This is a genomic window from Pseudomonas sp. LBUM1643, assembly GCF_059716215.1.
The window spans coordinates 1786509-1810490 of the sequence record NZ_CP166813.1; the positions used below are offsets into that span (position 1 = coordinate 1786509).

21 protein-coding genes are annotated in these 23982 nt (G+C 57.4%); 15 read left to right on the forward strand and 6 right to left on the reverse strand.

Going from position 1 to position 23982, the window contains the following annotated elements; translation table 11 throughout:
• From sdhA to ACA063_RS08095, 10 genes are all read left to right on the forward strand, one after another.
• Positions 1-1773, forward strand: a complete 1773-nt coding sequence (gene sdhA / locus ACA063_RS08050) for a succinate dehydrogenase flavoprotein subunit (protein ID WP_497665424.1) — start codon at positions 1-3, stop codon at positions 1771-1773.
• 11 nt (positions 1774-1784) lie between these two features.
• Positions 1785-2489 carry a succinate dehydrogenase iron-sulfur subunit gene (locus tag ACA063_RS08055; protein ID WP_045057758.1) on the forward strand — a complete coding sequence of 235 codons (705 nt, stop codon included), beginning with the start codon at positions 1785-1787 and terminating at the stop codon, positions 2487-2489.
• A gap of 262 nt (positions 2490-2751) precedes the next feature.
• Positions 2752-5583 (forward strand): 2-oxoglutarate dehydrogenase E1 component, encoded by a 2832-nt coding sequence (locus ACA063_RS08060; protein WP_162436057.1) that lies wholly within the window; start codon positions 2752-2754, stop codon positions 5581-5583.
• Positions 5584-5625: 42 nt separating this feature from the next.
• Complete coding sequence (gene odhB, locus ACA063_RS08065) at positions 5626-6846, forward strand: 2-oxoglutarate dehydrogenase complex dihydrolipoyllysine-residue succinyltransferase (RefSeq protein WP_162436058.1); 1221 nt, start codon at positions 5626-5628, stop codon at positions 6844-6846.
• A gap of 98 nt (positions 6847-6944) precedes the next feature.
• Complete coding sequence (gene lpdA, locus ACA063_RS08070) at positions 6945-8381, forward strand: dihydrolipoyl dehydrogenase (RefSeq protein ID WP_162436059.1); 1437 nt, start codon at positions 6945-6947, stop codon at positions 8379-8381.
• A gap of 196 nt (positions 8382-8577) precedes the next feature.
• Positions 8578-9744: an ADP-forming succinate--CoA ligase subunit beta gene (sucC, locus tag ACA063_RS08075; protein ID WP_008148602.1), complete on the forward strand. Its 1167-nt coding sequence runs from the start codon at positions 8578-8580 to the stop codon at positions 9742-9744.
• Positions 9744-10625: a succinate--CoA ligase subunit alpha gene (gene sucD / locus ACA063_RS08080; RefSeq protein WP_008148605.1), complete on the forward strand. Its 882-nt coding sequence runs from the start codon at positions 9744-9746 to the stop codon at positions 10623-10625. Before sucC ends, sucD begins: the two co-directional genes overlap by 1 nt.
• Positions 10626-11087: 462 nt before the next feature.
• Positions 11088-12401, forward strand: coding sequence for a branched-chain amino acid transport system II carrier protein (brnQ, locus tag ACA063_RS08085; RefSeq protein ID WP_162436060.1), 1314 nt, complete (start codon positions 11088-11090; stop codon positions 12399-12401).
• Between the two features lie 173 nt (positions 12402-12574).
• The gene (locus ACA063_RS08090; RefSeq protein WP_162436061.1) at positions 12575-13312 is read left to right on the forward strand and encodes a DUF599 domain-containing protein; all 738 of its coding nucleotides are present in this window, start codon (positions 12575-12577) and stop codon (positions 13310-13312) included.
• Positions 13312-13713 (forward strand): MAPEG family protein, encoded by a 402-nt coding sequence (locus ACA063_RS08095; RefSeq protein WP_497665425.1) that lies wholly within the window; start codon positions 13312-13314, stop codon positions 13711-13713. Before ACA063_RS08090 ends, ACA063_RS08095 begins: the two co-directional genes overlap by 1 nt.
• Before the next feature lie 70 nt (positions 13714-13783).
• On the opposite strand, the gene ACA063_RS08100 is transcribed toward ACA063_RS08095, so the two are convergent.
• Positions 13784-14017 (reverse strand): hypothetical protein, encoded by a 234-nt coding sequence (locus tag ACA063_RS08100; protein WP_162436063.1) that lies wholly within the window; start codon positions 14015-14017, stop codon positions 13784-13786.
• A 157-nt stretch (positions 14018-14174) separates the two neighbouring features.
• On the opposite strand from ACA063_RS08100, the gene ACA063_RS08105 reads away from it, so the two are divergent.
• The 3 genes from ACA063_RS08105 (at position 14175) to htpG (ending at position 17100) form a co-directional block, all read left to right on the forward strand.
• The gene (locus ACA063_RS08105; RefSeq protein WP_497665426.1) at positions 14175-14651 is read left to right on the forward strand and encodes a PaaI family thioesterase; all 477 of its coding nucleotides are present in this window, start codon (positions 14175-14177) and stop codon (positions 14649-14651) included.
• 10 nt (positions 14652-14661) lie between these two features.
• Complete coding sequence (locus tag ACA063_RS08110; protein ID WP_497665427.1) at positions 14662-15114, forward strand: PaaI family thioesterase; 453 nt, start codon at positions 14662-14664, stop codon at positions 15112-15114.
• An 81-nt stretch (positions 15115-15195) separates the two neighbouring features.
• Entirely contained in the window at positions 15196-17100 is a 1905-nt protein-coding gene (htpG, locus tag ACA063_RS08115; RefSeq protein ID WP_497665428.1) for a molecular chaperone HtpG, read from the forward strand.
• A 252-nt stretch (positions 17101-17352) separates the two neighbouring features.
• Here the strand turns inward: htpG and ACA063_RS08120 are convergent, their stop codons facing one another.
• Positions 17353-18240 (reverse strand): pirin family protein, encoded by an 888-nt coding sequence (locus ACA063_RS08120; protein ID WP_497665429.1) that lies wholly within the window; start codon positions 18238-18240, stop codon positions 17353-17355.
• Between the two features lie 61 nt (positions 18241-18301).
• A complete protein-coding gene (locus ACA063_RS08125; protein ID WP_497665430.1) occupies positions 18302-18718 on the reverse strand; it encodes an OsmC family protein in 417 nt (138 codons plus the stop codon).
• 150 nt (positions 18719-18868) lie between these two features.
• Here ACA063_RS08125 and ACA063_RS08130 point away from each other — a divergent pair, with 150 nt between their 5' ends.
• Positions 18869-19879, forward strand: coding sequence for an amidohydrolase family protein (locus tag ACA063_RS08130; RefSeq protein WP_497665431.1), 1011 nt, complete (start codon positions 18869-18871; stop codon positions 19877-19879).
• A 205-nt stretch (positions 19880-20084) separates the two neighbouring features.
• Here the strand turns inward: ACA063_RS08130 and ACA063_RS08135 are convergent, their stop codons facing one another.
• From ACA063_RS08135 to purM, 3 genes are read right to left on the reverse strand one after another with little or no spacing between them, the layout of a single operon-like run.
• Complete coding sequence (locus ACA063_RS08135; protein WP_162436070.1) at positions 20085-20798, reverse strand: DUF3108 domain-containing protein; 714 nt, start codon at positions 20796-20798, stop codon at positions 20085-20087.
• Positions 20799-20806: 8 nt separating this feature from the next.
• A complete protein-coding gene (gene purN, locus ACA063_RS08140) occupies positions 20807-21457 on the reverse strand; it encodes a phosphoribosylglycinamide formyltransferase (RefSeq protein ID WP_497665432.1) in 651 nt (216 codons plus the stop codon).
• Positions 21457-22515 (reverse strand): phosphoribosylformylglycinamidine cyclo-ligase, encoded by a 1059-nt coding sequence (gene purM / locus ACA063_RS08145; RefSeq protein WP_497665433.1) that lies wholly within the window; start codon positions 22513-22515, stop codon positions 21457-21459. Before purM ends, purN begins: the two co-directional genes overlap by 1 nt.
• Positions 22516-22896: 381 nt before the next feature.
• On the opposite strand from purM, the gene ACA063_RS08150 reads away from it, so the two are divergent.
• Positions 22897-23958, forward strand: a complete 1062-nt coding sequence (locus ACA063_RS08150; RefSeq protein WP_497665434.1) for a DUF2066 domain-containing protein — start codon at positions 22897-22899, stop codon at positions 23956-23958.
• Positions 23959-23982 lie beyond the last annotated feature (24 nt).

Consider the following 23982-nt stretch of genomic DNA (forward strand, 5'->3'; position numbering starts at 1 on the left):
ATGGCTAACATTCCAACGATTTCTTTCGACGCCATCATTATTGGTGGTGGCGGTGCCGGCATGCGCGCAGCGCTTCAACTGGCGCAGGGCGGTCACAAGACTGCCGTGATCACCAAGGTTTTCCCGACCCGTTCGCACACTGTGTCCGCCCAGGGTGGCATTACCTGCGCCATCGCTTCGGCCGATCCGAACGATGACTGGCGCTGGCACATGTACGATACCGTCAAGGGTTCCGACTATATCGGTGACCAGGATGCTATCGAATACATGTGTCAGGAAGGCCCTGCTGCGGTCTTTGAACTGGACCACATGGGTCTGCCGTTCTCCCGTACCGAACAAGGACGTATCTACCAGCGTCCATTCGGCGGTCAGTCGAAGGATTACGGTAAAGGTGGCCAGGCTGCCCGTACCTGCGCCGCTTCCGACCGTACCGGTCACGCGCTGCTGCACACCCTTTATCAGGGCAACCTGAAAGCGGGCACCACGTTCCTGAACGAGTACTACGCGGTTGATCTGGTGAAGAACGCGCAAGGCGAATTCGTCGGCGTGATCGCCATCTGCATCGAAACCGGCGAGACCAGCTACATTCGCGCCAAGGCCACCGTGCTGGCGACGGGCGGTGCCGGTCGCATCTACTCGTCTACCACCAATGCCCTGATCAACACCGGTGACGGCGTCGGCATGGCCCTGCGTGCTGGCGTTCCGGTGCAAGACATCGAAATGTGGCAGTTCCACCCGACCGGTATTGCCGGCGCTGGTGTACTGGTGACTGAAGGTTGCCGTGGTGAAGGTGGTTACCTCATCAACAAGCACGGCGAGCGTTTCATGGAGCGCTACGCTCCGAACGCCAAAGACCTTGCCGGTCGTGACGTTGTTGCCCGCTCAATGGTCAAGGAAATCATCGCCGGTAACGGTTGCGGTCCGAATGGCGACCACGTACTGCTCAAGCTCGATCACCTGGGCGAAGAAGTACTGCACAGCCGCCTGCCTGGCATCTGCGAACTGTCCAAGACCTTTGCTCACGTTGACCCGGTTGTTGCTCCGGTTCCGGTTGTTCCGACTTGCCACTATATGATGGGCGGTGTTCCGACCAACATTCATGGCCAGGCGATCACCCAGGATGCCGAAGGCGTCGACACCATCATCCCTGGTCTGTTCGCAGTGGGTGAAGTGGCTTGCGTATCGGTTCACGGTGCCAACCGTCTGGGCGGCAACTCGTTGCTCGACCTGGTTGTGTTCGGTCGTGCGGCCGGTCTGCACCTGGAAAAAGCGCTGACTGACGGCATCGAATACGATGACGCTACCGACGCCAACATCGAAACCGCCCTGGCGCGTCTGTCCGCTCTGAACGAGCGTACCGATGGTGAAGACGTGGCAACCCTGCGTCGCGAGCTGCAGAGCTGCATGCAGAACTACTTCGGTGTATTCCGTACCGGCGAATACATGCAGAAGGGTATTGCCCAGCTGGCTGACCTGCGCGTGCGCATCGCCAACGTCAAGATCAACGATAAGTCGCAGGCGTTCAACACTGCGCGTATCGAAGCGCTGGAACTGCAAAACCTGCTGGAAGTGGCCGAAGCCACCGCCATCGCTGCAGAAATCCGTAAAGAGTCCCGCGGTGCTCACGCCCGTGAAGACTTTGAAGACCGCGACGATGAAAACTGGCTGTGCCACACCTTGTTCTTCCCGGGTGACAAGCGCGTTACCAAACGTGCCGTGAACTTCTCGCCGAAAACTGTTCCGACTTTTGAACCTAAGATTCGGACTTATTAAGGGTGGCCGCCATGTTGAAAGTCAGCGTTTATCGTTACAACCCTGATCAGGACGCCGCGCCGTTCATGCAGGAGTTCCAGGTTGATACCGGTGGTAAAGACCTGATGGTGCTGGACGTGCTGGCCCTGATCAAAGAGCAGGACGAAGGTTTCTCCTATCGTCGCTCTTGCCGTGAAGGTGTTTGCGGTTCCGACGGCATGAACATCAACGGCAAAAACGGTCTGGCGTGCGTAACGCCGCTGTCCGCTGTCGTAAAAGGTAACAAGTTGGTTGTTCGTCCACTGCCAGGTTTGCCGGTCATTCGTGACCTGGTCGTCGATATGAGCATCTTCTACAAGCAATACGAGAAGGTGAAACCTTACCTGCAGAACGACACGCCGGCTCCGGCCATCGAGCGTCTGCAGTCCCCTGAAGAGCGTGAAAAGCTCGACGGTCTGTACGAGTGCATCCTGTGCGCTTGCTGCTCGACCTCTTGCCCGTCCTTCTGGTGGAACCCGGACAAGTTCCTGGGTCCAGCTGCCCTGCTGCAAGCGTACCGCTTCCTGGCAGACAGCCGTGATACCAAGACGTCCGAGCGTCTGGCTTCGCTGGATGACCCGTTCAGCGTATTCCGCTGCCGCGGGATCATGAACTGCGTCAACGTATGTCCGAAAGGCCTGAACCCGACTAAGGCCATCGGTCACATTCGTAACATGCTTCTGCAAAGCGGCGTGTGATACAGCAGTAGTACCCGCAAGACCGCTGTACCCGTAGATGCTACGGCGCAGGCTTCAACCGGCGCCGTAGTTTTAACCTGAGCAGCAGCCCATAAAGCTGCGGCTCTTATTTTGAAGAAATGAGACAAGCAGGGGCATCCGGGCTGGTACCCGGACTATCAGCGTGATCCAAGGTGGCTTGTTTTAGTCGCTGCATTCGGACTTCTGCAAGCGTGCTCGGTATCGACGCCGGTGGTGTTCCCCTAACCGAGGGTGACCAAGCATGCAAGAAAGCGTGATGCAGCGCATGTGGAACAGCGCCTACCTATCCGGTAGTAACGCTGCCTATGTGGAAGAGCTCTACGAGCTCTACCTGCACGACCCTAACGCTGTGCCAGAAGAGTGGCGCACCTACTTCCAGAAGTTGCCTGCTGACGGCAACACTGCCACCGATGTTTCGCACTCCACAATTCGCGATCATTTCGTCTTGCTGGCAAAGAACCAGCGCCGCGCACAACCGGTTTCCGCCGGCAGCGTGAGCAGTGAGCACGAGAAGAAGCAAGTTGAAGTGCTGCGATTGATTCAGGCTTACCGTATGCGTGGCCACCAGGCAGCCCAGCTTGACCCGCTGGGGCTGTGGCAGCGTCCTGCACCTGCAGACCTGTCGATCAATCATTACGGCTTGACCAATGCCGATCTTGATACGACCTTCCGTGCCGGAGACCTGTTCATCGGCAAAGAGGAAGCGAGCCTACGCGAAATTCACGAAGCGTTGCAGCAGACATATTGCCGCACCATCGGCGCTGAATTTACGCACATCACCGATTCCGAGCAGCGCCAGTGGTTCCAGCAGCGCCTGGAAAGCGTGCGTGGCCGTCCGACGTACTCCGCCGATATCAAGAGCCATCTGCTTGAGCGCGTGACTGCCGGTGAAGGCCTGGAAAAATACCTGGGTACCAAATACCCGGGCACCAAGCGTTTCGGTCTGGAAGGCGGCGAGAGCCTGATTCCGATGCTCGACGAACTGATCCAGCGTTCCGGTTCCTACGGCACCAAGGAAATCGTCATCGGCATGGCCCACCGTGGCCGTCTGAACGTTCTGGTCAACACCTTCGGCAAGAACCCGCGCGAGCTGTTCGACGAGTTCGAAGGCAAGAAGAAGGTCGAGCTGGGTTCCGGTGACGTTAAATACCACCAGGGCTTCTCGTCCAACGTGATGACCACCGGTGGTGAAGTTCACCTGGCCATGGCGTTCAACCCGTCCCACCTGGAAATCGTTTCCCCGGTGGTCGAGGGTTCGGTTCGCGCCCGTCAGGATCGTCGTAACGACCCTACCGGCGAGAAGGTTCTGCCGATCTCCATCCACGGTGACGCGGCATTCGCCGGTCAGGGCGTGGTGATGGAAACCTTCCAGATGTCGCAGACCCGCGGTTTCAAAACCGGCGGCACTGTGCACATCGTGATCAACAACCAGGTTGGTTTCACTATCAGCAACCCGCTGGACTCGCGTTCCACCGAGTACGCCACCGACGTTGCCAAAATGATCCAGGCGCCGATCCTCCATGTGAATGGTGATGATCCGGAAGCCGTGTTGTTCGTTACCCAACTGGCCATTGATTACCGCATGCAGTTCAAGCGTGACGTGGTGATCGACCTCGTCTGCTACCGTCGTCGCGGCCACAACGAGGCCGACGAGCCGAGCGGCACCCAGCCGATCATGTATCAGCAGATCACCAAGCAGCGCACCACCCGTGAGCTGTACGCCGATCGTCTGACCCAGGGCGGTGTGGTCGACGCAGAGCGTGTTCAGGCGAAAGTCGACGAATACCGCAATGCGCTGGACAACGGTCTGCATGTTGTAAAAAGCCTGGTCAAAGAGCCGAACAAAGAGTTGTTCGTGGACTGGCGTCCGTATCTGGGCCACGCCTGGACCGCGCGTCACGACACTCGCTTCGATCTGAAAACCTTGCAGGAACTGTCCGCCAAGCTGCTGGAAATTCCAGAAGGCTTCGTGGTTCAGCGCCAGGTCTCGAAAATCTACGAAGACCGTCAGAAGATGCAAGTCGGCGGCCTGCCGATCAACTGGGGTTACGCCGAAACCATGGCGTACGCGACCCTGGCGTTCGAAGGTCACCCGATCCGCATGACGGGTCAGGACATCGGTCGCGGTACGTTCTCGCACCGTCACGCTGTCTTGCACAACCAGAAAGACGCGGGCACCTACATCCCGTTGCAAAACCTGTACAAGGGCCAGCCACGTTTCGATCTGTACGATTCGTTCCTGTCCGAAGAAGCCGTACTGGCGTTCGAATACGGTTACTCGACCACCACGCCTGAGGCGCTGGTGATCTGGGAAGCCCAGTTCGGCGACTTCGCCAACGGTGCCCAGGTGGTTATCGACCAGTTCATCACCAGTGGCGAGCACAAGTGGGGCCGTCTTTGCGGTCTGACCATGCTGCTGCCGCACGGTTATGAAGGTCAGGGTCCGGAGCACTCTTCGGCTCGTCTGGAGCGTTACCTGCAGCTGTGCGCCGAGCACAACATTCAGGTAGCCGTACCGACTACGCCGGCTCAGATCTACCACTTGCTGCGTCGTCAGGTGATCCGCCCGCTGCGCAAGCCGTTGATCGTGCTGACTCCAAAGTCGCTGTTGCGTCACAAACTGGCCGTGTCGACCCTGGAAGATCTGGCCGAAGGTTCGTTCCAGACCGTTATCCCGGAAATCGATGTTCAAGACCCGAAAAAGGTCGAGCGCATTGTTCTGTGCAGCGGCAAGGTCTACTACGACCTGCTGGAAAAACGCCGTGCCGAAGGTCGTGACGACATCGCCGTCGTGCGTATCGAGCAGCTGTACCCATTCCCTGAGGACGACTTGAACGAAGTCCTGGCTCCGTACACCAACCTCAAACATATCGTTTGGTGTCAGGAAGAGCCGATGAACCAGGGTGCCTGGTACTGCAGCCAGCATCACATGCGCCGCATCGTTGGCAATCACAACAAGGCACTCGTACTCGAGTACGCCGGTCGTGACGCTTCCGCTGCACCTGCTTGTGGTTATGCATCGATGCACGCCGAACAGCAGGAAAAACTGCTGCAAGACGCCTTTACTGTTTAACGCCTTCGCGCACCTGAAACCGAATTTAAGGACCCACAGATAATGGCTATCGAAATCAAAGCCCCCACTTTCCCGGAATCGGTTGCCGATGGCACCGTTGCCACCTGGCACAAACAACCGGGCGACGCTGTAAAGCGTGATGACCTGATCGTCGATATCGAAACCGACAAGGTTGTTCTGGAAGTGTTGGCTACCGCTGACGGCGTGCTGGGCGCTATCGTCAAGAACGAAGGCGACACCGTTCTGTCCGACGAAGTCCTGGGCTCCATCGAAGCGGGCGGCGCTGCTGCCGCTCCAGCTGCCGCCGCAGCACCTGCTGCTGCACAAGCTGCTGCTCCTGCCGCTGAAGGCGAAGACGATCCTGTTGCTGCACCGGCTGCTCGCAAGCTGGCTGAAGAAAACGGCATCAACATCTCCTCCGTTGCCGGTACTGGCAAAGGCGGTCGTGTGACCAAGGAAGACGTGGTTGCAGCTGTAGCCGCCAAGAAATCCGCACCTGCTGCCGCGCCTGCGAAGGCTGCTGCACCGGCCGCCGCTGCTCCGGTTTTCGCCGCTGGCGACCGCATCGAGAAGCGCGTTCCGATGACCCGCGTGCGGGCCACCGTTGCCAAGCGTCTGGTTGAAGCTCAATCGAACATGGCAATGCTGACTACGTTCAACGAAGTCGACATGACTGAAGTCATGGCGCTGCGTTCGAAGTACAAGGATCTCTTCGAGAAGAGCCATAACGGCGTACGCCTGGGCTTCATGTCGTTCTTCGTCAAGGCGGCTACCGAAGCGCTGAAACGCTTCCCGGCTGTCAACGCGTCGATCGACGGTGCCGACATCGTTTACCACGGCTACGCCGACGTCGGTGTTGCTGTTTCCAGCGACCGCGGCCTGGTTGTACCGGTTCTGCGTAACGCCGAACTGATGAGTCTGGCTGAAATCGAAGGCGGCATCGCCACCTTCGGCAAGAAGGCTCGTGACGGCAAACTGTCCATGGACGAAATGACCGGCGGCACTTTCACCATCACCAACGGTGGTACCTTCGGTTCGATGATGTCGACCCCGATCGTCAACCCGCCGCAGGCGGCTATCCTGGGCATGCATAATATTCTGCAGCGTCCTATGGCGATCAACGGTCAGGTCGTTATCCGTCCGATGATGTACCTGGCTCTGTCCTACGATCACCGTCTGATCGATGGCAAAGAAGCTGTGACCTTCCTGGTTACCATCAAGAACCTGCTGGAAGACCCGGCTCGTTTGCTGCTGGATATCTGATAGAAGCGGCTGCAGGTCTCAAGCTTCAAGCGGCAAGAAATTGCGGCTTGGCTTGAGGCTTGCGGCTTCAAGCTTGTTGCCAAAAGAGGATTTTTTGAATGTCGCAGAAATTTGACGTAGTAGTGATCGGCGCGGGCCCTGGCGGCTATGTGGCTGCCATCAAAGCAGCGCAGCTGGGTCTCTCGACGGCCTGCATCGAGAAATACACCGACGGCGAAGGGAAACTCGCGCTGGGCGGTACTTGCCTGAACGTCGGCTGCATTCCATCCAAGGCGCTGCTGGACAGCTCCTGGAAATACAAGGAAGCCAAAGAAGGCTTCGCGATCCACGGTATCAATCACGCTGGCGTGACCATGGACGTGGCTGCAATGGTTGGCCGTAAAGCCAACATCGTCAAAGGCCTGACCTCTGGCGTTGCAACCCTGTTCAAGGCAAACGGCGTAACTTCCCTGCAAGGCCACGGCAAACTGCTGGCCGGCAAGCGCGTTGAGCTGACCAAGCCAGACGGCACCGTTGAAATCATCGAAGCCGAGAACGTGATTCTGGCTTCGGGCTCGCGCCCGATCGATATTCCACCGGCTCCTGTTGACCAGAACGTGATCGTCGATTCGACGGGCGCACTGGAATTCCAGTCCGTGCCTAAGCGCCTGGGCGTGATCGGCGCTGGCGTCATCGGCCTGGAACTGGGTTCGGTATGGTCGCGTCTTGGTTCCCAGGTCGTCGTTCTGGAAGCGCTGGAGAAGTTCCTGCCGGCCGCTGACGAAGCGGTTTCCAAGGAAGCCTTCAAGACCCTGACCAAACAAGGTCTGGACATCAAGCTGGGCGCTCGCGTTACCGGTTCCAAAGTGAACGGCGACGAAGTCGTTGTGAACTACACCGATGCCAATGGCGAACAGAACATCACGTTCGACAAGCTGATCGTTGCCGTTGGTCGCCGTCCAGTGACCACCGAACTGTTGGCTGCCGACAGCGGTGTGAACATTGACGAGCGCGGTTTCGTTTTCGTTGACGACCAGTGCGCTACCAGCGTTCCGGGCGTTTACGCGATCGGTGACGTGGTTCGCGGCATGATGCTGGCGCACAAGGCGTCCGAAGAAGGCATCATGGTTGTTGAGCGCATCAAGGGCCACAAAGCCCAAATCAACTATGACCTGATCCCGTCTGTTATTTATACTCACCCGGAAATCGCATGGGTGGGTAAAACCGAGCAGACCTTGAAAGCCGAAGGCGTTGAAGTTAACGTCGGCACTTTCCCGTTCGCCGCTTCTGGCCGTGCCATGGCAGCCAACGATACCGGTGGTTTCGTCAAGGTCATCGCCGATGCCAAGACTGACCGCGTATTGGGCGTTCACGTAATTGGCCCGAGCGCTGCAGAACTGGTTCAGCAGGGCGCGATCGGTATGGAATTCGGCACCAGCGCTGAAGACCTGGGCATGATGGTTTTCTCCCATCCGACCCTGTCTGAAGCCTTGCACGAAGCAGCTCTGGCTGTGAATGGCGGCGCCATCCACATCGCCAACCGCAAGAAGCGTTAAGACAATAAGAAACCACGGCGGTTTAGCCCGTCGTGAGCCTTGCATGCAAAGCTCACCGCGGAACATCCGCTGGACGCAGTCTTGCGTAGCTGCACCGGTTGTCCGGAAAGGCTACGCAAGCAGCAGTCACAGGTGGTGCGGCACTTGAACAAGTGCAGCACCGAATGCGCAGTACCTAACGAAGACGGTAATAAGCATGAATCTTCACGAGTATCAGGGTAAGCAGCTGTTCGCTGAGTACGGCCTGCCAGTATCCCAGGGTTTCGCCGTAGACACCCCGGAAGCAGCAGCAGAAGCTTGCGACAAAATCGGTGGTACCGAGTGGGTTGTCAAAGCCCAGGTCCACGCTGGTGGTCGCGGTAAAGCGGGCGGCGTAAAGCTGGTTCGCAGCAAAGAAGACGCCAAGGCATTCGCACAGCAGTGGCTGGGCAAGCGTCTGGTGACTTACCAGACTGATGCCAATGGTCAGCCAGTCACCAAGATCCTGGTTGAATCGTGCACTGATATCGCTAAAGAGCTGTACCTGGGCGCTGTCGTTGACCGTTCCAGCCGTCGTATCGTGTTCATGGCTTCCACCGAAGGTGGCGTGGACATCGAGAAGATCGCTCACGACACGCCTGAAAAAATTCTGAAGGCCACTATCGATCCACTGGTTGGCGCTCAGCCATTCCAGGGTCGCGAGCTGGCATTCCAGCTGGGTCTGGAAGGCAAGCAGGTTGCTCAGTTCGCCAAGATCTTCGTAGGTCTGGCCAAACTGTTCAAGGATCACGACCTGGCTCTGCTGGAAGTGAACCCGCTGGTGATCAAGGCTGACGGCGATCTGCATTGCCTCGACGCCAAGATCAACATCGACGCCAACGCCATGTACCGTCAGCCTAAGCTGAAGACTTTCCACGATCCGTCGCAAGACGATCCGCGCGAAGCGCACGCTGCCAAGTTCGAACTGAACTACGTAGCACTGGAAGGCAACATCGGTTGCATGGTCAACGGTGCTGGCCTGGCCATGGGTACCATGGACATCGTCAACCTGCATGGCGGCAAACCAGCCAACTTCCTCGACGTGGGCGGCGGTGCTACCAAAGAACGCGTTACCGAAGCGTTCAAGATCATCCTGTCCGACACTAACGTCGCTGCAGTATTGGTCAACATCTTCGGCGGCATCGTTCGTTGCGACATGATTGCCGAAGGCATCATCGGCGCTGTGAAAGAAGTCGGCGTGAAAATCCCGGTTGTTGTTCGCCTTGAAGGCAACAACGCTGAGCTGGGCGCTAAAGTACTGGCAGAAAGCGGTTTGAACATCATCGCTGCTACCAGCCTGACCGACGCTGCTCAACAAGTTGTCAAAGCTGCGGAGGGCAAATAATGAGCGTCCTGATCAATAAAGACACCAAAGTTATCTGCCAGGGTATTACCGGTTCGCAAGGTAGTTTCCACACCCAGCAAGCCATCGAATACGGCACCAAGATGGTCGGTGGCGTTACGCCTGGTAAAGGCGGCACCGAACACCTGGGTCTGCCAGTGTTCAACACTGTGAAAGACGCTGTAGCTGCCACTGGCGCCACCGCCAGTGTGATCTACGTTCCAGCTCCTTTCTGCAAAGACTCGATCCTGGAAGCTGCTTTCGGCGGCATCAAGCTGATCGTTTGCATCACCGAAGGCATTCCTACCCTGGACATGCTGGACGCCAAAGTTAAGTGCGACGAGCTGGGCGTAGTCCTGATCGGCCCTAACTGCCCAGGCGTGATCACCCCAGGCGAATGCAAGATCGGCATCATGCCAGGTCACATTCACTTGCCAGGCAAGGTCGGTATCGTTTCCCGTTCCGGCACCCTGACCTACGAAGCTGTGAAGCAGACTACTGACGCCGGTTTCGGTCAGTCGACTTGCGTCGGCATCGGTGGTGACCCGATCCCGGGTTCGAACTTCATCGACATCCTGAAGCTGTTCCAGGAAGACCCGAAGACCGAAGCGATCGTTATGATCGGTGAGATCGGCGGTTCGGCTGAAGAAGAAGCGGCTGCCTACATCAAGGCACACGTGACCAAGCCGGTTGTTTCCTACATCGCTGGTGTGACTGCCCCTGCGGGCAAGCGCATGGGCCATGCTGGCGCAATCATCTCTGGCGGCAAAGGCACAGCAGACGAGAAGTTTGCTGCCCTGGAAGACGCAGGCGTTAAAACCGTGCGTTCGCTGGCAGACATCGGCAAGGCTTTGTCCGAGCTGACCGGTTGGGCGATCAAATAAGCTTCGTGCTTGGCTGACGCTTCACCAAACAAAGGCCACCTTCGGGTGGCCTTTGTTGTTTCCGGGGTTTGCGTTGCCAGTGACTTTTGTGGCGAGGGAGCTTGCTCCCGCTGGGTTGCGAAGCGACCCCAAAACCGGCCATCGAAGTTTGCCTGGTACACCGCATGAACTGGTTTTACGACCGCTTCGCAGCCGGGCGGGAGCAAGCTCCCTCGCCACATGGGCCGGTGCAAGTAAATTAGATATGTAAATGCGACATGGAATTGTCGTGTATCGGATAGTTCGCCCTCTAACAGTGCGTTCGTCACCCAAATTCGTTAGGCTAGCCGCCATTTTTGCGTCAGCGTCCCACAAGGAAGCGTCGCGCTAAAAGGGTCAGTCCTATGCGGACCGACAGCATTTCCCTCACCCATAAGGGAAATCCCTCTCTAAATTCCGATTCAGTAGTGTGGTATTTCCTTAATGAAAGTGTTGAAAGGCCAGGACATCCTGGCACTTGGTTTTATGACGTTTGCCCTGTTTGTCGGGGCTGGCAATATCATCTTCCCACCTATCGTCGGTTTGCAGTCCGGGCCTCATGTCTGGATGGCGGCGCTAGGGTTCCTGATCACAGCAGTCGGTTTGCCGGTCATCACCGTTGTAGCCCTGGCCAAGGTCGGCGGCGCCATGGATGCGTTGAGCAGCCCGATCGGTAAAGTCGCCGGGGGCTTGCTGGCCGCCGCGTGCTACCTCGCTGTAGGCCCTTTGTTCGCCACTCCGCGAACCGCTACCGTGTCGTTCGAAGTCGGCTTGGCACCACTGACCGGTGAAAGCCCGCTGGCGCTGTTCCTCTATAGCTCGGTGTACTTCCTGCTCGTGTTCTTCATTTCGCTCTATCCAGGCCGTCTGCTGGATACCGTAGGAAGGTTCCTCGCGCCGCTGAAGATCATTGCCCTGGCGGCACTCGGCATTGCGGCATTTGCTTTGCCTGCCGGTGATGTCGGTGTGGCCACGCCGGAATACGTGGCGGCTCCATTCTCCCAAGGCTTTATCAATGGTTACCTGACCATGGATACGCTGGGTGCGCTGGTGTTCGGCATTGTGATCGTCAACGCCATCCGCTCTCGTGGCGTTGATTCGCCGGTACTGATTACCCGTTACGCGATTATTGCAGGGCTGATTGCCGGCGTGGGCCTGGCGCTGGTTTACGTCAGTCTGTTCCGTCTTGGGTCGGGCAGCCATGAAGTGGCGGCCGGTGCTACCAACGGTGCGGCAGTGCTGCACGCCTATGTTCAACACACCTTCGGTTCGCTGGGCAGCGGTTTCCTTGCGGTACTGATCTCGTTGGCGTGCCTGGTCACAGCGGTCGGCCTGACCTGCGCTTGTGCCGAGTACTTCAGCCGTGTGCTGCCACTGTCTTACAAGACCCTGGTGATCATCCTGGCGGCGTTCTCCCTCCTGGTGTCCAACCTGGGGCTCACCAAGCTGATTGCGTTCTCGATCCCGGTCCTTACCGCCATCTACCCGCCATGCATCGCGCTGGTGGCGTTGAGCTTCTGCAAAGACTTCTGGCATGAACAGGGCCGCATAGTCGGTCCGGTGATGCTGGTGTCGTTCATCTTCGGCCTGATCGATGCGCTTAAAGGTGCAGGTCTCGCGGACTGGATGCCTGCGCAGTTGTCCCACTTGCCGCTCAGCGAGCAAGGTTTGGCGTGGCTGGTTCCATCGGTCATGACGCTGGTTGTCGCAGTGGTGTGCGATCGCCTGCTGGGCAAACGCGAAGAAGCGTTGGCTTAAGCGTCCTCAAGGCCCGTCACAAACGGGCGGCGAACACACAGGGAAATGCCCCGTATCAATCGATGCGGGGCATTTTTTTTGCAAACGGTGCAGTGTCTTTTTCCCTGATCTATCGTCGAACCACTGCCAGTAAGCGCTAGGCTTACCGACGCCACTACATCACAAGGACCTGCATGTCGTTCATCCACGCCAACCTGATCCATCTTCTCGCCGCGCTCTGGTTTGTCATCTGCTGGGGCGGCTACACCCGTTATGCCACGTGGAAAGGCCGCGACACCGCCTGCCTGGCCAGTGTGCTGCATCTGTATCGTGAAGACTGGATGCGCCGCATGCTCTTGCGCGACAACCGTATTGCCGACGCCAGTGTGATTGGCAACCTGGAACGTAATGCATCGTTCTTCGCCTCCAGCACGCTGATTATTCTGGCCGGTATCCTCACCGTGCTGGGTGCGTCCGAAAGGGCGGTGTCGTTGCTGGCGGATATTCCGATGGTGCAACAGGCGTCCCAAGGCATGTCAGAGATCAAGCTGCTGTGTCTGGCAATGGTTTTTGTCTATGCGTTCTTCACGTTCAGCTGGTGCATGCGGCAATACAACTTTGCGGCCATCCTGGTCGGCTCGGCCCCCATGGTCGGTGAACGGCATGTGTCCGAGCAGGAACGAAAGGCTTTCGCCGCCCGCGCTGCGCGTGTCATTTCGATGGCTGCCAACCAGTTCAATTTCGGACTGCGCTCCTATTACTTTGGCATGACGATGCTGGCCTGGTTTGTCAGCCCGTGGTTGTTCATGCTGTTGAGTACCGGTGTGGTGCTGGTGCTGTACCGACGCGAGTTTCATTCTGACGTTCTCGACGTGATGGTCTATACCCCTACAGAGGCGCCCTTGCCTGAAGCGAACAAAGAGGCTGTTTGATGAGTATTCCGTTTTGGTGTGTGTTTATCAGCGCATTGCTTATTTATGTGGCGCGCATGCCCGTCGCCAAAGCAATGAAAGAGCAGGGCGGTTACAACAATCACCTGCCGCGCCAGCAACAGGCTCAACTCACCGGGTTCGGTGCGCGTGCAGTGGCTGCTCATCAGAACAGCATTGAAGCGTTCATTTTGTTTGCCGTCGGTGTCTTGATGGCTCACACCACGCAAACGGCGGGATGGTTGATTGATTCGCTGGCCATCATCTTTGTTATTTTCCGCATCATCTATCTGCTGTGCTATTGGGGCGATCTGGCCTGGCAACGCAGTCTGGTATGGATCGTCGGCTTAGTGTGTTCTTTGTTACTGATGATTAGTCCGACTTTTAGAACTATTTTGCTGTAACCCTAAAGCCAAATCGCAGACAAAAGAAAACCCGCACTTGGCGGGTTTTCTTTGCGACGCTAAAAACGATTTAGTTTTTAGGTGCTTCTTTTGCAGCTGCTTCGTTCGATTCAGCCTGAGCTTTGGCAGCTTCGGCGTTTTCTTTCGCTGCGTCGTTCACTTTATCCTGAGCTTTGTTCATGTCTTGCTGAGCTTGCTCAGCATGTTGGTTAGCATCTTGAGCTTTGTCCTCGGATTTTTTATCGCAGGCTGCGAGACCGAGGGAAGCGGTCAACATCAAGGCAATAGCTAAAGTCTTCTGCATGGGGTGTTTCTCCTTATGGAAAATATCTACTGGCCTTTCGAGCACAGCCGTCAGCGTTAAGTTCCTCAATTCTCACAGATATATAAGATTATTCTGACGGGAACTTTTGCCCGATCTCATGGGTATGACGAACGAGCATCTAAATGGAGTTTTAATCATGGCTGAAAACCCTGTTTTTGAGCGTGCCACGCGATTTCTTTCCGCATTGCGTCACTGTCAGGTGCTCGGGCTACGCGTTCACAGCGCGAGCAATGAAGGGCTCACCGTCATCCTGCCTTACAGCCCGCAGATTGTCGGGAACCCGCAAACCGGCGTTATCCATGGCGGCGCTCTGACCTCGCTGATGGACACGGCCTGCGGCATGTCCACGTTGTGCGTACTGCCCGAATTCGAAGTCTGCCCGACACTCGACCTGCGTATCGATTACATGCACGCCGCTGAGCCCCATAAAGATGTCTATGGTTTCGCCCAATGCTATCGAGTGACTACCGATGTGATCTTCGCCCGCGGTTTTGCCTATCAGGACGATCCCGAACAGCCTATTGCCCATGTCGTCGGCACGTTCATGCGCATGGGCACGGCCATTAAAGGCACAAAAGGTTTTGGTGGCGCGATCGCCAGCGGTACGAAATGAGGAGTGCGAAATGACTGACACTATCAAGGATCAGCTTAAGCAAGCCCATGAGCAGGGGGATTACGCTCCGCTCCTGGAGTTGATTCCCTACGCCAGGCTGATCGGTGTCGAATGTTCGCGCGTAGGGGATGAATTACTGTTCCGCCTGCCGGCCAATAAAGACAACATCGGAAACCCTTTGCTACCGGCCATCCATGGTGGCGTGATTGCCGGTTTCATGGAGCTGTCCGCAGCGCTGCACCTACTGATTTTCACCGGTTCGCCGGAAGTCCCGAAGATTATCGACTTTTCTCTCGACTATTTGCGTGCAGGGCACTTCCGCGACACATGGGCTCGTTGTCAGGTTGCCCGTCAAGGCCGCCGTGTTGCCAACGTGGCGATTACCGCCTGGCAAAGCACCGAAGCCGAACCCATCGCGACGGCGCGCGCCCACTTCAAAATCGAAGAGCCCTTGAAATCCTGATCACTGCCCCCAACTTTGATGACAACCCGCCGTCGACCCTGAAGGTCACGGCCACTGCCATCTGATTGGAGTTTGATGACCATGAGTGTGGAAACTCAAAAGGAAACCCTGGGCTTCCAGACCGAGGTGAAGCAGCTGCTGCACCTCATGATCCATTCGCTGTATTCCAACAAGGAAATTTTCCTTCGCGAATTGATCTCGAACGCCTCTGACGCTGTCGACAAATTACGTTTTGAAGCCCTGGCCAAGCCAGAGCTGCTGGAAGGCGGCGCGGAACTTAAAATCCGTGTGAGCTTCGACAAGGACGCTAAGACCGTCACGCTCGAAGACAACGGTATCGGTCTGAACCGCGAAGAGGCGATTGCTCACCTGGGCACCATCGCCAAGTCCGGCACCGCTGACTTCATGAAGCACCTGTCGGGCGATCAGAAGAAAGATTCGCACCTGATTGGTCAATTTGGTGTTGGTTTCTACTCTGCATTCATCGTCGCCGATAAGGTTGACGTGTTCAGCCGTCGTGCCGGTGATGCTGCCAGCGAAGGCGTGCATTGGTCGTCCAAGGGCGAAGGTGACTTTGAAGTTGCCACCATCGAAAAGGCTGACCGTGGTACTCGCATCGTCCTGCACCTGAAATCCGGTGAAGACGAATTCGCCGATGGCTGGCGTTTGCGCAACATCATCAAGAAGTACTCCGATCACATTGCCTTGCCGATCGAGTTGCCAAAAGAAGTGGCAGCTGTTGAAGGTGAGGAGGCTCCGGCCGTTGAGTGGGAAACCGTCAACCGCGCCAGCGCCCTGTGGACTCGCCCTCGCAACGAAGTGAAGGACGAGGAATACCAGGAGTTCTACAAGCACATTGCTCATGATTTCGAGAATCCGCTGAGCTGGAGCCACAACAAGGTCGAAGGCAAGCTGGAATACAGCTCGTTGCTTTATGTACCGGCCCGTGCTCCGTTCGACCTGTACCAGCGTGAAGCGCCGAAAGGCCTGAAGCTGTATGTGCAGCGCGTGTTCGTCATGGATCAGGCTGAGTCGTTCCTTCCGTTGTACCTGCGCTTCATCAAAGGCGTGGTCGATTCCAATGATCTGTCGCTGAACGTGTCGCGGGAAATCCTGCAGAAAGACCCGATCATCGACTCCATGAAGTCGGCGCTGACCAAGCGCGTTCTGGACATGCTGGAAAAACTGGCGAAAAACGATCCTGAGCAATACAAGGGTTTCTGGAAGAACTTCGGTCAGGTCATGAAAGAAGGCCCGGCAGAAGACTTCGCCAACAAAGAGAAAATTGCAGGCCTGCTGCGTTTTGCATCCACTCAGGGTGAAGAAGGCGAGCAAGTGGTTTCCCTGGCTGAATACCTGGCTCGCGCCAAGGAAGGTCAGGACAAGATCTACTACCTGACCGGCGAAACCTACGCACAAGTCAAAAACAGCCCGCACCTGGAAGTCTTCCGCAAGAAAGGCATCGAAGTGCTGCTGTTGACCGATCGCATCGACGAGTGGCTGATGAGCTACCTCAGCGACTTCGACGGCAAGACCTTTGTCGACGTGGCACGTGGTGACCTGGATCTCGGCAATCTGGACTCGGAAGAGGACAAGAAGGCCGCTGAAGAAGTCGCCAAGTCCAAAGAAGGTCTGGTTGAGCGTCTGAAATCGGCACTGGGTGACTCGGTTGCTGAAGTGCGGGTTTCCCATCGCCTGACCGATTCTCCGGCGATTCTGGCCATCGGCGAGCAGGACCTGGGCCTGCAGATGCGTCAGATTCTGGAAGCCAGTGGGCAGAAGGTTCCGGATTCGAAGCCGATCTTCGAATTCAACCCGGCTCACCCGTTGATCGAGAAACTCGACAATGAGCAGAGCGACGAGCGCTTCGGCGATCTATCGCACATTCTGTTCGATCAGGCGGCCCTGGCAGCCGGCGACAGCTTGAAGGATCCGGCCGCTTACGTGCGCCGTCTCAACAAGCTGTTGGTTGAACTGTCGGCTTGATCGCGTTGTAAAAAAACCCGCTTCGGCGGGTTTTTTTATGTCGGTCACTTTGTAGCAGCTGCCGAGCCTGCGAGGCTGCGTCGGCTCCGGGGTCGCGCTCGACCGTAGCAGTCGTAAAACCTGTACGCGAGGTCTTATTAAAAATCCGCGCTGCCTGATTTTACGACTGCTCCGGTCGAGCGCGACCCCGGAGCCGACGCAGCCTCGCAGGCTCGGCAGCTGCTACAGGGGCTGTGTCGATTTATGGGGACTTCACAAGGGCGTTGGTTCGCTTCGGTGTTTCGGTAGTTCGATCCGCTCACTTTCCCCCGGCACTGTCGGCCACTCTCCGGCCGCCCAGCGTCGCCGCGCTTCGTCTATTGCCGCCGGGTCGCTCGCCACAAAATTCCAGTTGATCCTGCGTGGCCCATCCAGTGGGGCGCCGCCGAACAACACCGCATGACAGTCGCTCTCGGCGAATAGTGTCAGCTCTTCTCCCGCAGGTAGCACCACCAATGAATTCAACTCCAGACGCTCACCGTCCAGATAGGCATCGCCGCTCAATACGTATAAAGCGCGTTCTTCATGCTCTGTCGGAATCAGCAAGGTCGTAGCTGTCTGAAGGTTCAATTCGGCATACAGCGTAGGAGAAAGCACGGGTACCGGCGATTCCAGGCAAAAACCTGTTCCCGCAATCATCCTGATTTTCACCCCCAGGTTATCGCTGACCGGCAAGGTAGCAGCCGGGTGATGGCTGTAATGCCCCGGCCCCTGCTCGTGAGCCTTGGGAGATGCGAGCCAGATCTGCAGGCCGTGCATCGTGAAGCCGCTTTCCCTCAATGCTTCAGGGGTACGCTCGACGTGGGCAATGGCGCTGCCCGCGGTCATCCAGCTGACATCGCCAGCCGCGACAACCTGGTCGGAACCGAGACTGTCTTTGTGCTGGATTTGCCCCTGGAACAGATAGGTGAGGGTGGATAAGCCGATGTGTGGATGCTGGCGGATGTTCATGCCTTTACCCGGTTGGTAAACCGTTTCAAGCATGTGGTCGAAAAATACAAAGGGCCCGACGCTGCGGCATTTCGCGGAGGGCAGTGGGCGCAGAATCGGTTGGCCTTCGACATCTTCGGCGCGAGGGCGAATCACAAGCGGAGTATTCATCGTGCATTCCAGGCTGAGCGGGTGACGCGAAGAGCATAACCCGCTCGCTCAGCCTTTGCTGTTACTGGCTGAATGCGCCTTCTGACAGGTGAGTTTCGATACTGACGTCAGTGGTGGTCATGAGCTTGTGGATCGGGCAACGATCAGCCACCCGGTGCAGTTCATCACGCTGTGCATCAGTGAGCACACCTTTGAGAGTCAATTTGACGTGCAAGGCGTATTTGCCTTTTTGTTCTTCGCTGTTGTCGCGTTTGACCTCGACCGTAACGCCGGTCAGCGGAATGTCTTTCTTTTTGGCGTACATCTTCAAGGTCAGGGCTTTGCAGGCGCCCAGGGCAGCGTCGAAATAATCGTGCGGTTCCGGCGCCGAGCCTTCGCCGCCGGCAGACGTGGGTACATCGGCAAATAACTCGTGTTCATCGATTTGTACACTGTGACGGAAACCTTCGGCGGATACAGTGTTAACGGTAACTGTCATGGGAAACCTCGTAGGCAGTGGGAAAGTCATTCGATCAAAAGACCTTGAAGTTATAGAGCATTCTTACAGGTGCGCGTTCCACTTTCCTGTCAGATGAACCTCGAACCGCGCGACGGGGTCTACGCTGTTCCTGCCTTCTGGAGATCGCCCGTGCATTTGTTTCGACTCAGCGTTGCTTGCCTGTTGGCTATTTCAAGTGCGGGGGCCAATGCGCGCGAATATGCCTACAGCGATGCGCATCTGCATTACGTGGATTTTTTCCAGGAAACGGCGGGCATGCCGAAATTGCTGAAGGCCATGTCGGATAATCGAATTGAGCATGTGATGATTTCCGGCATCCCCGTCGCCAAGAAATGGCACGAAGACGAGCCGAAACGCCCGCGCTATTACGCAGGTGATGACGCCGATGCTTACTGGTACAGCGCCACTGACGTGATCGTCGCCGCAGCAGTGAACAAACTGACGGCCGAACAGCGCCAGCACTTTCATCCGTTCCTGTCTGGCTTCAATCCCAACGATAAAAACTCCGCCGCGCACATTCAGCGCATGCTCGATCTCAATCCAGGCTTGTGGCAGGGCATCGGCGAAGTATTCACCCGGCACGATGACCTGACGGCGCTGACGTCCGGCGACACGCCTCGTGCGAACAACGAAGCCATGACACGAATCTATCACCTGGCCGCGGAGAACGACCTGCCGGTGATGGTGCATTCCAACATCACGTCCAAGCGTGAGAGAAATCCGTTGTATCTGTCAGAAATCGAAGAACCGTTGCGCAACCATCCGCATACCCGGTTCATCTGGGCTCATGCGGGCACCAGCGCGGAAATCCATCGGCACCAGGTCCAGCTGGATTTTCTACTGCCGACCCTGACACGGATGCTGGAAAAGTACCCCAATCTGTTTATAGACCTGTCGTGGAGCGTGCTCACACCTTATTTGCTGGATGAGAAGGGCAAGCCTCGGGAGGCATGGTTGAAGCTGGTGGAGCGCTTCCCGGAGCGCTTCATGCTTGGCTCTGACGTGGTAGGACGTTTCAACAAGCTCGGCAAGGAAATGCGCAGCTTTGATCCGTTTCTCGATGCGTTGCCGGAAGGCGTCGCCAGAAAGGTCGCACGGGATAATTTCCTGGCAATCCTGCCGCGAACGGTTCCTCGATAACAGCATTCCCTCGCCGCCCTTGTAGGAGCTGTCGAGTGCAACGAGGCTGCGATCTTTTGATTTTGTTTTTAAAGATCAAAAGATCGCAGCCTCGTTGCACTCGACAGCTCCTACAGGAGTGAGGTTACAGGGGGTTATTCCGGGATCGAATGGCAACAGGCAAAAAAAAGCCCCGCATTGGCGGGGCTTTTCTCGTCGACTCGGCTTAGCTGCCTTTGACAGCCTTACCATTGACGGTACCGTCGAGGAGCATGATGTTGTACTCCTTGCCGTCGGTTTCAACCTGTTGCAGGCGAACCAGCAGGTAATCCCAATCCTTGGCGAACCACAGCACGGTGATGCGCTTGCTTTGTGTCGGATCACGTACGCGTTCAACCTTGATCGCATCGATCTGACCGGCCTTGGTGTCGACTTTTTCCGAGCCCAGCACGCGGAAGTCGTAGGTATCGACTTCGCCATCATCGACAACCTGATAGCTCATGCTTTTCTTGCCGGCAGCGACGTCATGCTGCAGCGCCAGCTGATACGTGGACTTGTCGACCATGCCGCGGTTGAGCGGTAGCTTGACCGGGTCACCACGATCGGTGCCTGTGACCATTTTGGTGGTCCAGTCAAAATCCAGGTCAGCCTTCTTGGCCTTGCCCAGTCCACCACGTTCGAAGTGGTAGGACTGCGGGAGCAGGGTGTCCTTGTCCAGCGTCAGGGTGCTTTCTTCGGACAGGCTGGCGATCATCATCGAAGCTTTGAAACTGAGCTTCCAGACGCCGTTGGCTTCCTTGGTCAGGCTGCGTGACGCCGTGCCGCTCATGGGAAGCTGCTTCCAGTCGGCGGTGTAGCTGGCGGAGAAAGGTTGAAGTTCTGCAGCCTGCGCAAACGGCAGGGCGAGCAGAGCGCAAGCGAAGAGCAGGGCGCGACGCATAATATCTCCTAGGTTCGAATCAAGTGGCCGCTGGCTGCGAGCAGCTGCCCGTCCAGTAAAGCACCTTGCTCGCCGAGAGATAAACGACCTTCGGCAAACCAGCGTACGGCCATCGGGTAGATCAGGTGTTCCTGGGTATGGACCCGCTGCGCAAGACTCTGCGGCGAATCGTGTAACTCTACCGGTATTACTGCCTGTACGACCAGTGGTCCGCCATCGAGTTCCTCGGTGACAAAGTGCACGGAGCAGCCGTGTTCGGTATCGCCGGCTTCCAGCGCGCGCTGATGGGTGTGTAACCCTTTGTATTTGGGCAGCAGCGAGGGATGGATATTGAGCAGTCGACCCGCGTAGTGGCGGACAAAATCAGCGCTGAGAATGCGCATGAAACCGGCCAGTACCACGAGTTTTGGGTTGAAGGCGTCGATCAGTTCGATCAGCGCGGCATCGAAGGCTTCGCGGCCCTCGAAAGCCTTGTGATCCAGGGAGCGGGTGTCGATACCCGCATCCCTGGCGCGTTGCAGGCCGTACGCGTCGGCGCGGTTGGAAATCACCGCAGCGATACGGACCGGGCTGTCGCCGGTCCGTGTGCTGTCGATCAAGGCCTGCAAGTTACTGCCGGTGCCGGACAGCAGCACCACCACATCACAGGTCTGGGACATCAATGAGCCTTGAGGTTCTTCAGTTCAACCTGAGCCGCGCCTTCGGCAGCGGTGGAGATCTGGCCGATAACCCAAGGCTGCTCGCCGGCTTCACGCAAAACGTTCAGCGCGTTTTCTACGTGCTCTTGAGCAACGCAGATCACCATGCCAACGCCGCAATTCAGCACGCGGTGCATTTCGTTTTCGTCGACGTTGCCTTTTTCCTGCAGCCAGTCGAACACGGCAGGGCGGGTCCAGCTCGCCACGTCAACCACGGCTTGAGCGCCTTTTGGCAGAACGCGCGGAATGTTGTCCAGCAGGCCACCACCGGTGATGTGGGCCATGGCTTTGACCGCGCCGGTGTCCTTGATCAGCTTGAGCAACGGCTTGACGTAGATGCGGGTCGGGGCCATCAGCAGGTCGGTCAGCGGTTTGCCGTCGAGCTGGATGTTTTCGATGTCTGCACCCGACACTTCGATGATCTTGCGGATCAGCGAGTAGCCGTTGGAGTGCGGGCCGGAAGAAGGCAGCGCGAGCAGGGCATCGCCGGCAGCGACTTTCGAGCCGTCGATGATTTCGGATTTTTCCACGACGCCGACGCAGAAGCCGGCCAGGTCGTAGTCTTCGCCTTCGTACATGCCAGGCATTTCAGCAGTTTCGCCGCCGACCAGGGAGCAGCCGGACAGTTCGCAGCCAGCGCCGATACCCGTGACAACCTGGGTCGCGGTTTCGACGTTCAGTTTGCCGGTGGCATAGTAGTCGAGGAAGAACAGCGGCTCGGCGCCGCACACCACCAGGTCGTTGACGCACATGGCGACCAGGTCGATGCCGATGCTGTCGTGCTTGTTCAGGTTCAGCGCCAGACGCAGCTTGGTGCCGACGCCGTCAGTGCCGGAAACCAGAACAGGCTGCTTGTAGCCGGCCGGGATTTCGCAGAGGGCGCCGAAACCGCCCAGGCCGCCCATGACTTCCGGGCGCGCAGTGCGCTTGGCGACGCTCTTGATGCGTTCGACCAATGCTTCACCGGCGTCGATGTCTACACCGGCGTCCTTGTAGCTCAGGGAGGGTTGCTTGCTCATGATCCAGGCCTTTAGGGGGGATTCAGGGGTAACGACCGAGTCCAGCGGGACCGCAGAAACAGACGAAGGCGAGTGCCGTTCGCGAATTTCAGTGGGCCCGGCTGTTGCCGGTCTGCGAAGGCGCGCGATTTTATCAGGCTTGAGGGGCAGCGGCCATCCTCAGGCCGACGGCAGGGGCATATCAGCCAAAAAAAACCGTCATATCTCGTTTTGGTCGCATCCTTCATGGCTGTATAAGGTATCGCTATTAACCGTCTATCGTTATGACAGTGCAAAAACATCCCGGGGTCGGGTGAATGTTTTGTCGGGGAGCGTGGTCACAGCCTTGCTCATTCGGTTCACGCGGCCTGTTCCAGCCGCTCTCGTCGTCAGGAATCTTCCATGCGTTCTTTTTCGAAATTTTTGCTTGCAGGCTGTTTGTCTTTGTTCAGCCTGGCGAGTCATGCCGAAACCCTGAAAAGTCTTTATCAGGTTCGCCAGCCGGTCAGTGGTCAATCGCCTGAAATCCGTGATCAGGCGACTCAGGAGGCACTGGATACCCTGGTGTTGCGCCTGACGGGTGATCCCAAGGCTGCGCAGAACCCGGGGTTGGCGGCCATCCGCAAGGACCCTCAGCAAATCATCAGTCAGTACGGTTTCGAGGCTGGACCGCCGGAAGTGCTCAAGGTTGATTTTGACCCGGCGACCACCGAGCAGGCATTGCGTCGCGCGGGCCTGTCGTTGTGGGGCGCCAATCGACCCTCGATCCTGGGTTGGTGGTTGAACGATGCCACCGAGGGTTCGAGTCTGGTCGGTGATGGCCAGGCCGCCGCCGTGCCACTGCGTCGTGCGGCACAGCATCGCGGTCTGCCGTTGCGTTTGCCGTTGGCGGACCTGAGTGAGCAGCTGGTCGCTACAGCGCCGAATCTTGAGGGCACAGATGCGGCACCCCTGCGTGGTGCATCGGAACGTTACAACGCGGATGCGTTGCTCGCGGTGCATGCGCGGGAAGAAGGCGGCCAATGGCAGGCCAAGTGGAATTTGTGGATGGGCGACAAAAAAGAAGCGGGCAGCGTACAGGGCGCCGATCAGGCCGCAGTGGCTGACGCTGTGATGCTGGCGGTCAATGAACGCCTTGCGCCGCGATTTGTCGTCAAGCCGGGGGCTTCGGGCGAGCAACTGCTGGAAGTACAGGGCATGAATCTGGAGCGCTATGCGGCGCTCGGGCGGTTGCTGGAGCCCTTCGGCATGCGTCTGCAGAGTGTGGATGGCGACCGGATTCTCTATCGGGTCAAAGGTAGCGCCGAGCAGTTGAAGGCTCAGTTGTCCCTGGCGAAATTGCAGGAACTTCCGGCCGGTGAAGCACCCGCTCCAGTCCCACCGGTACAACCTGCCGTCGAGGGTTCCGCCCCTGCGGCAGCACCCATCCCGGCACCAACACCGCAGTTGCGTTTTCGCTGGTAGTTTTTCTTTCCTTTTCCTTATATA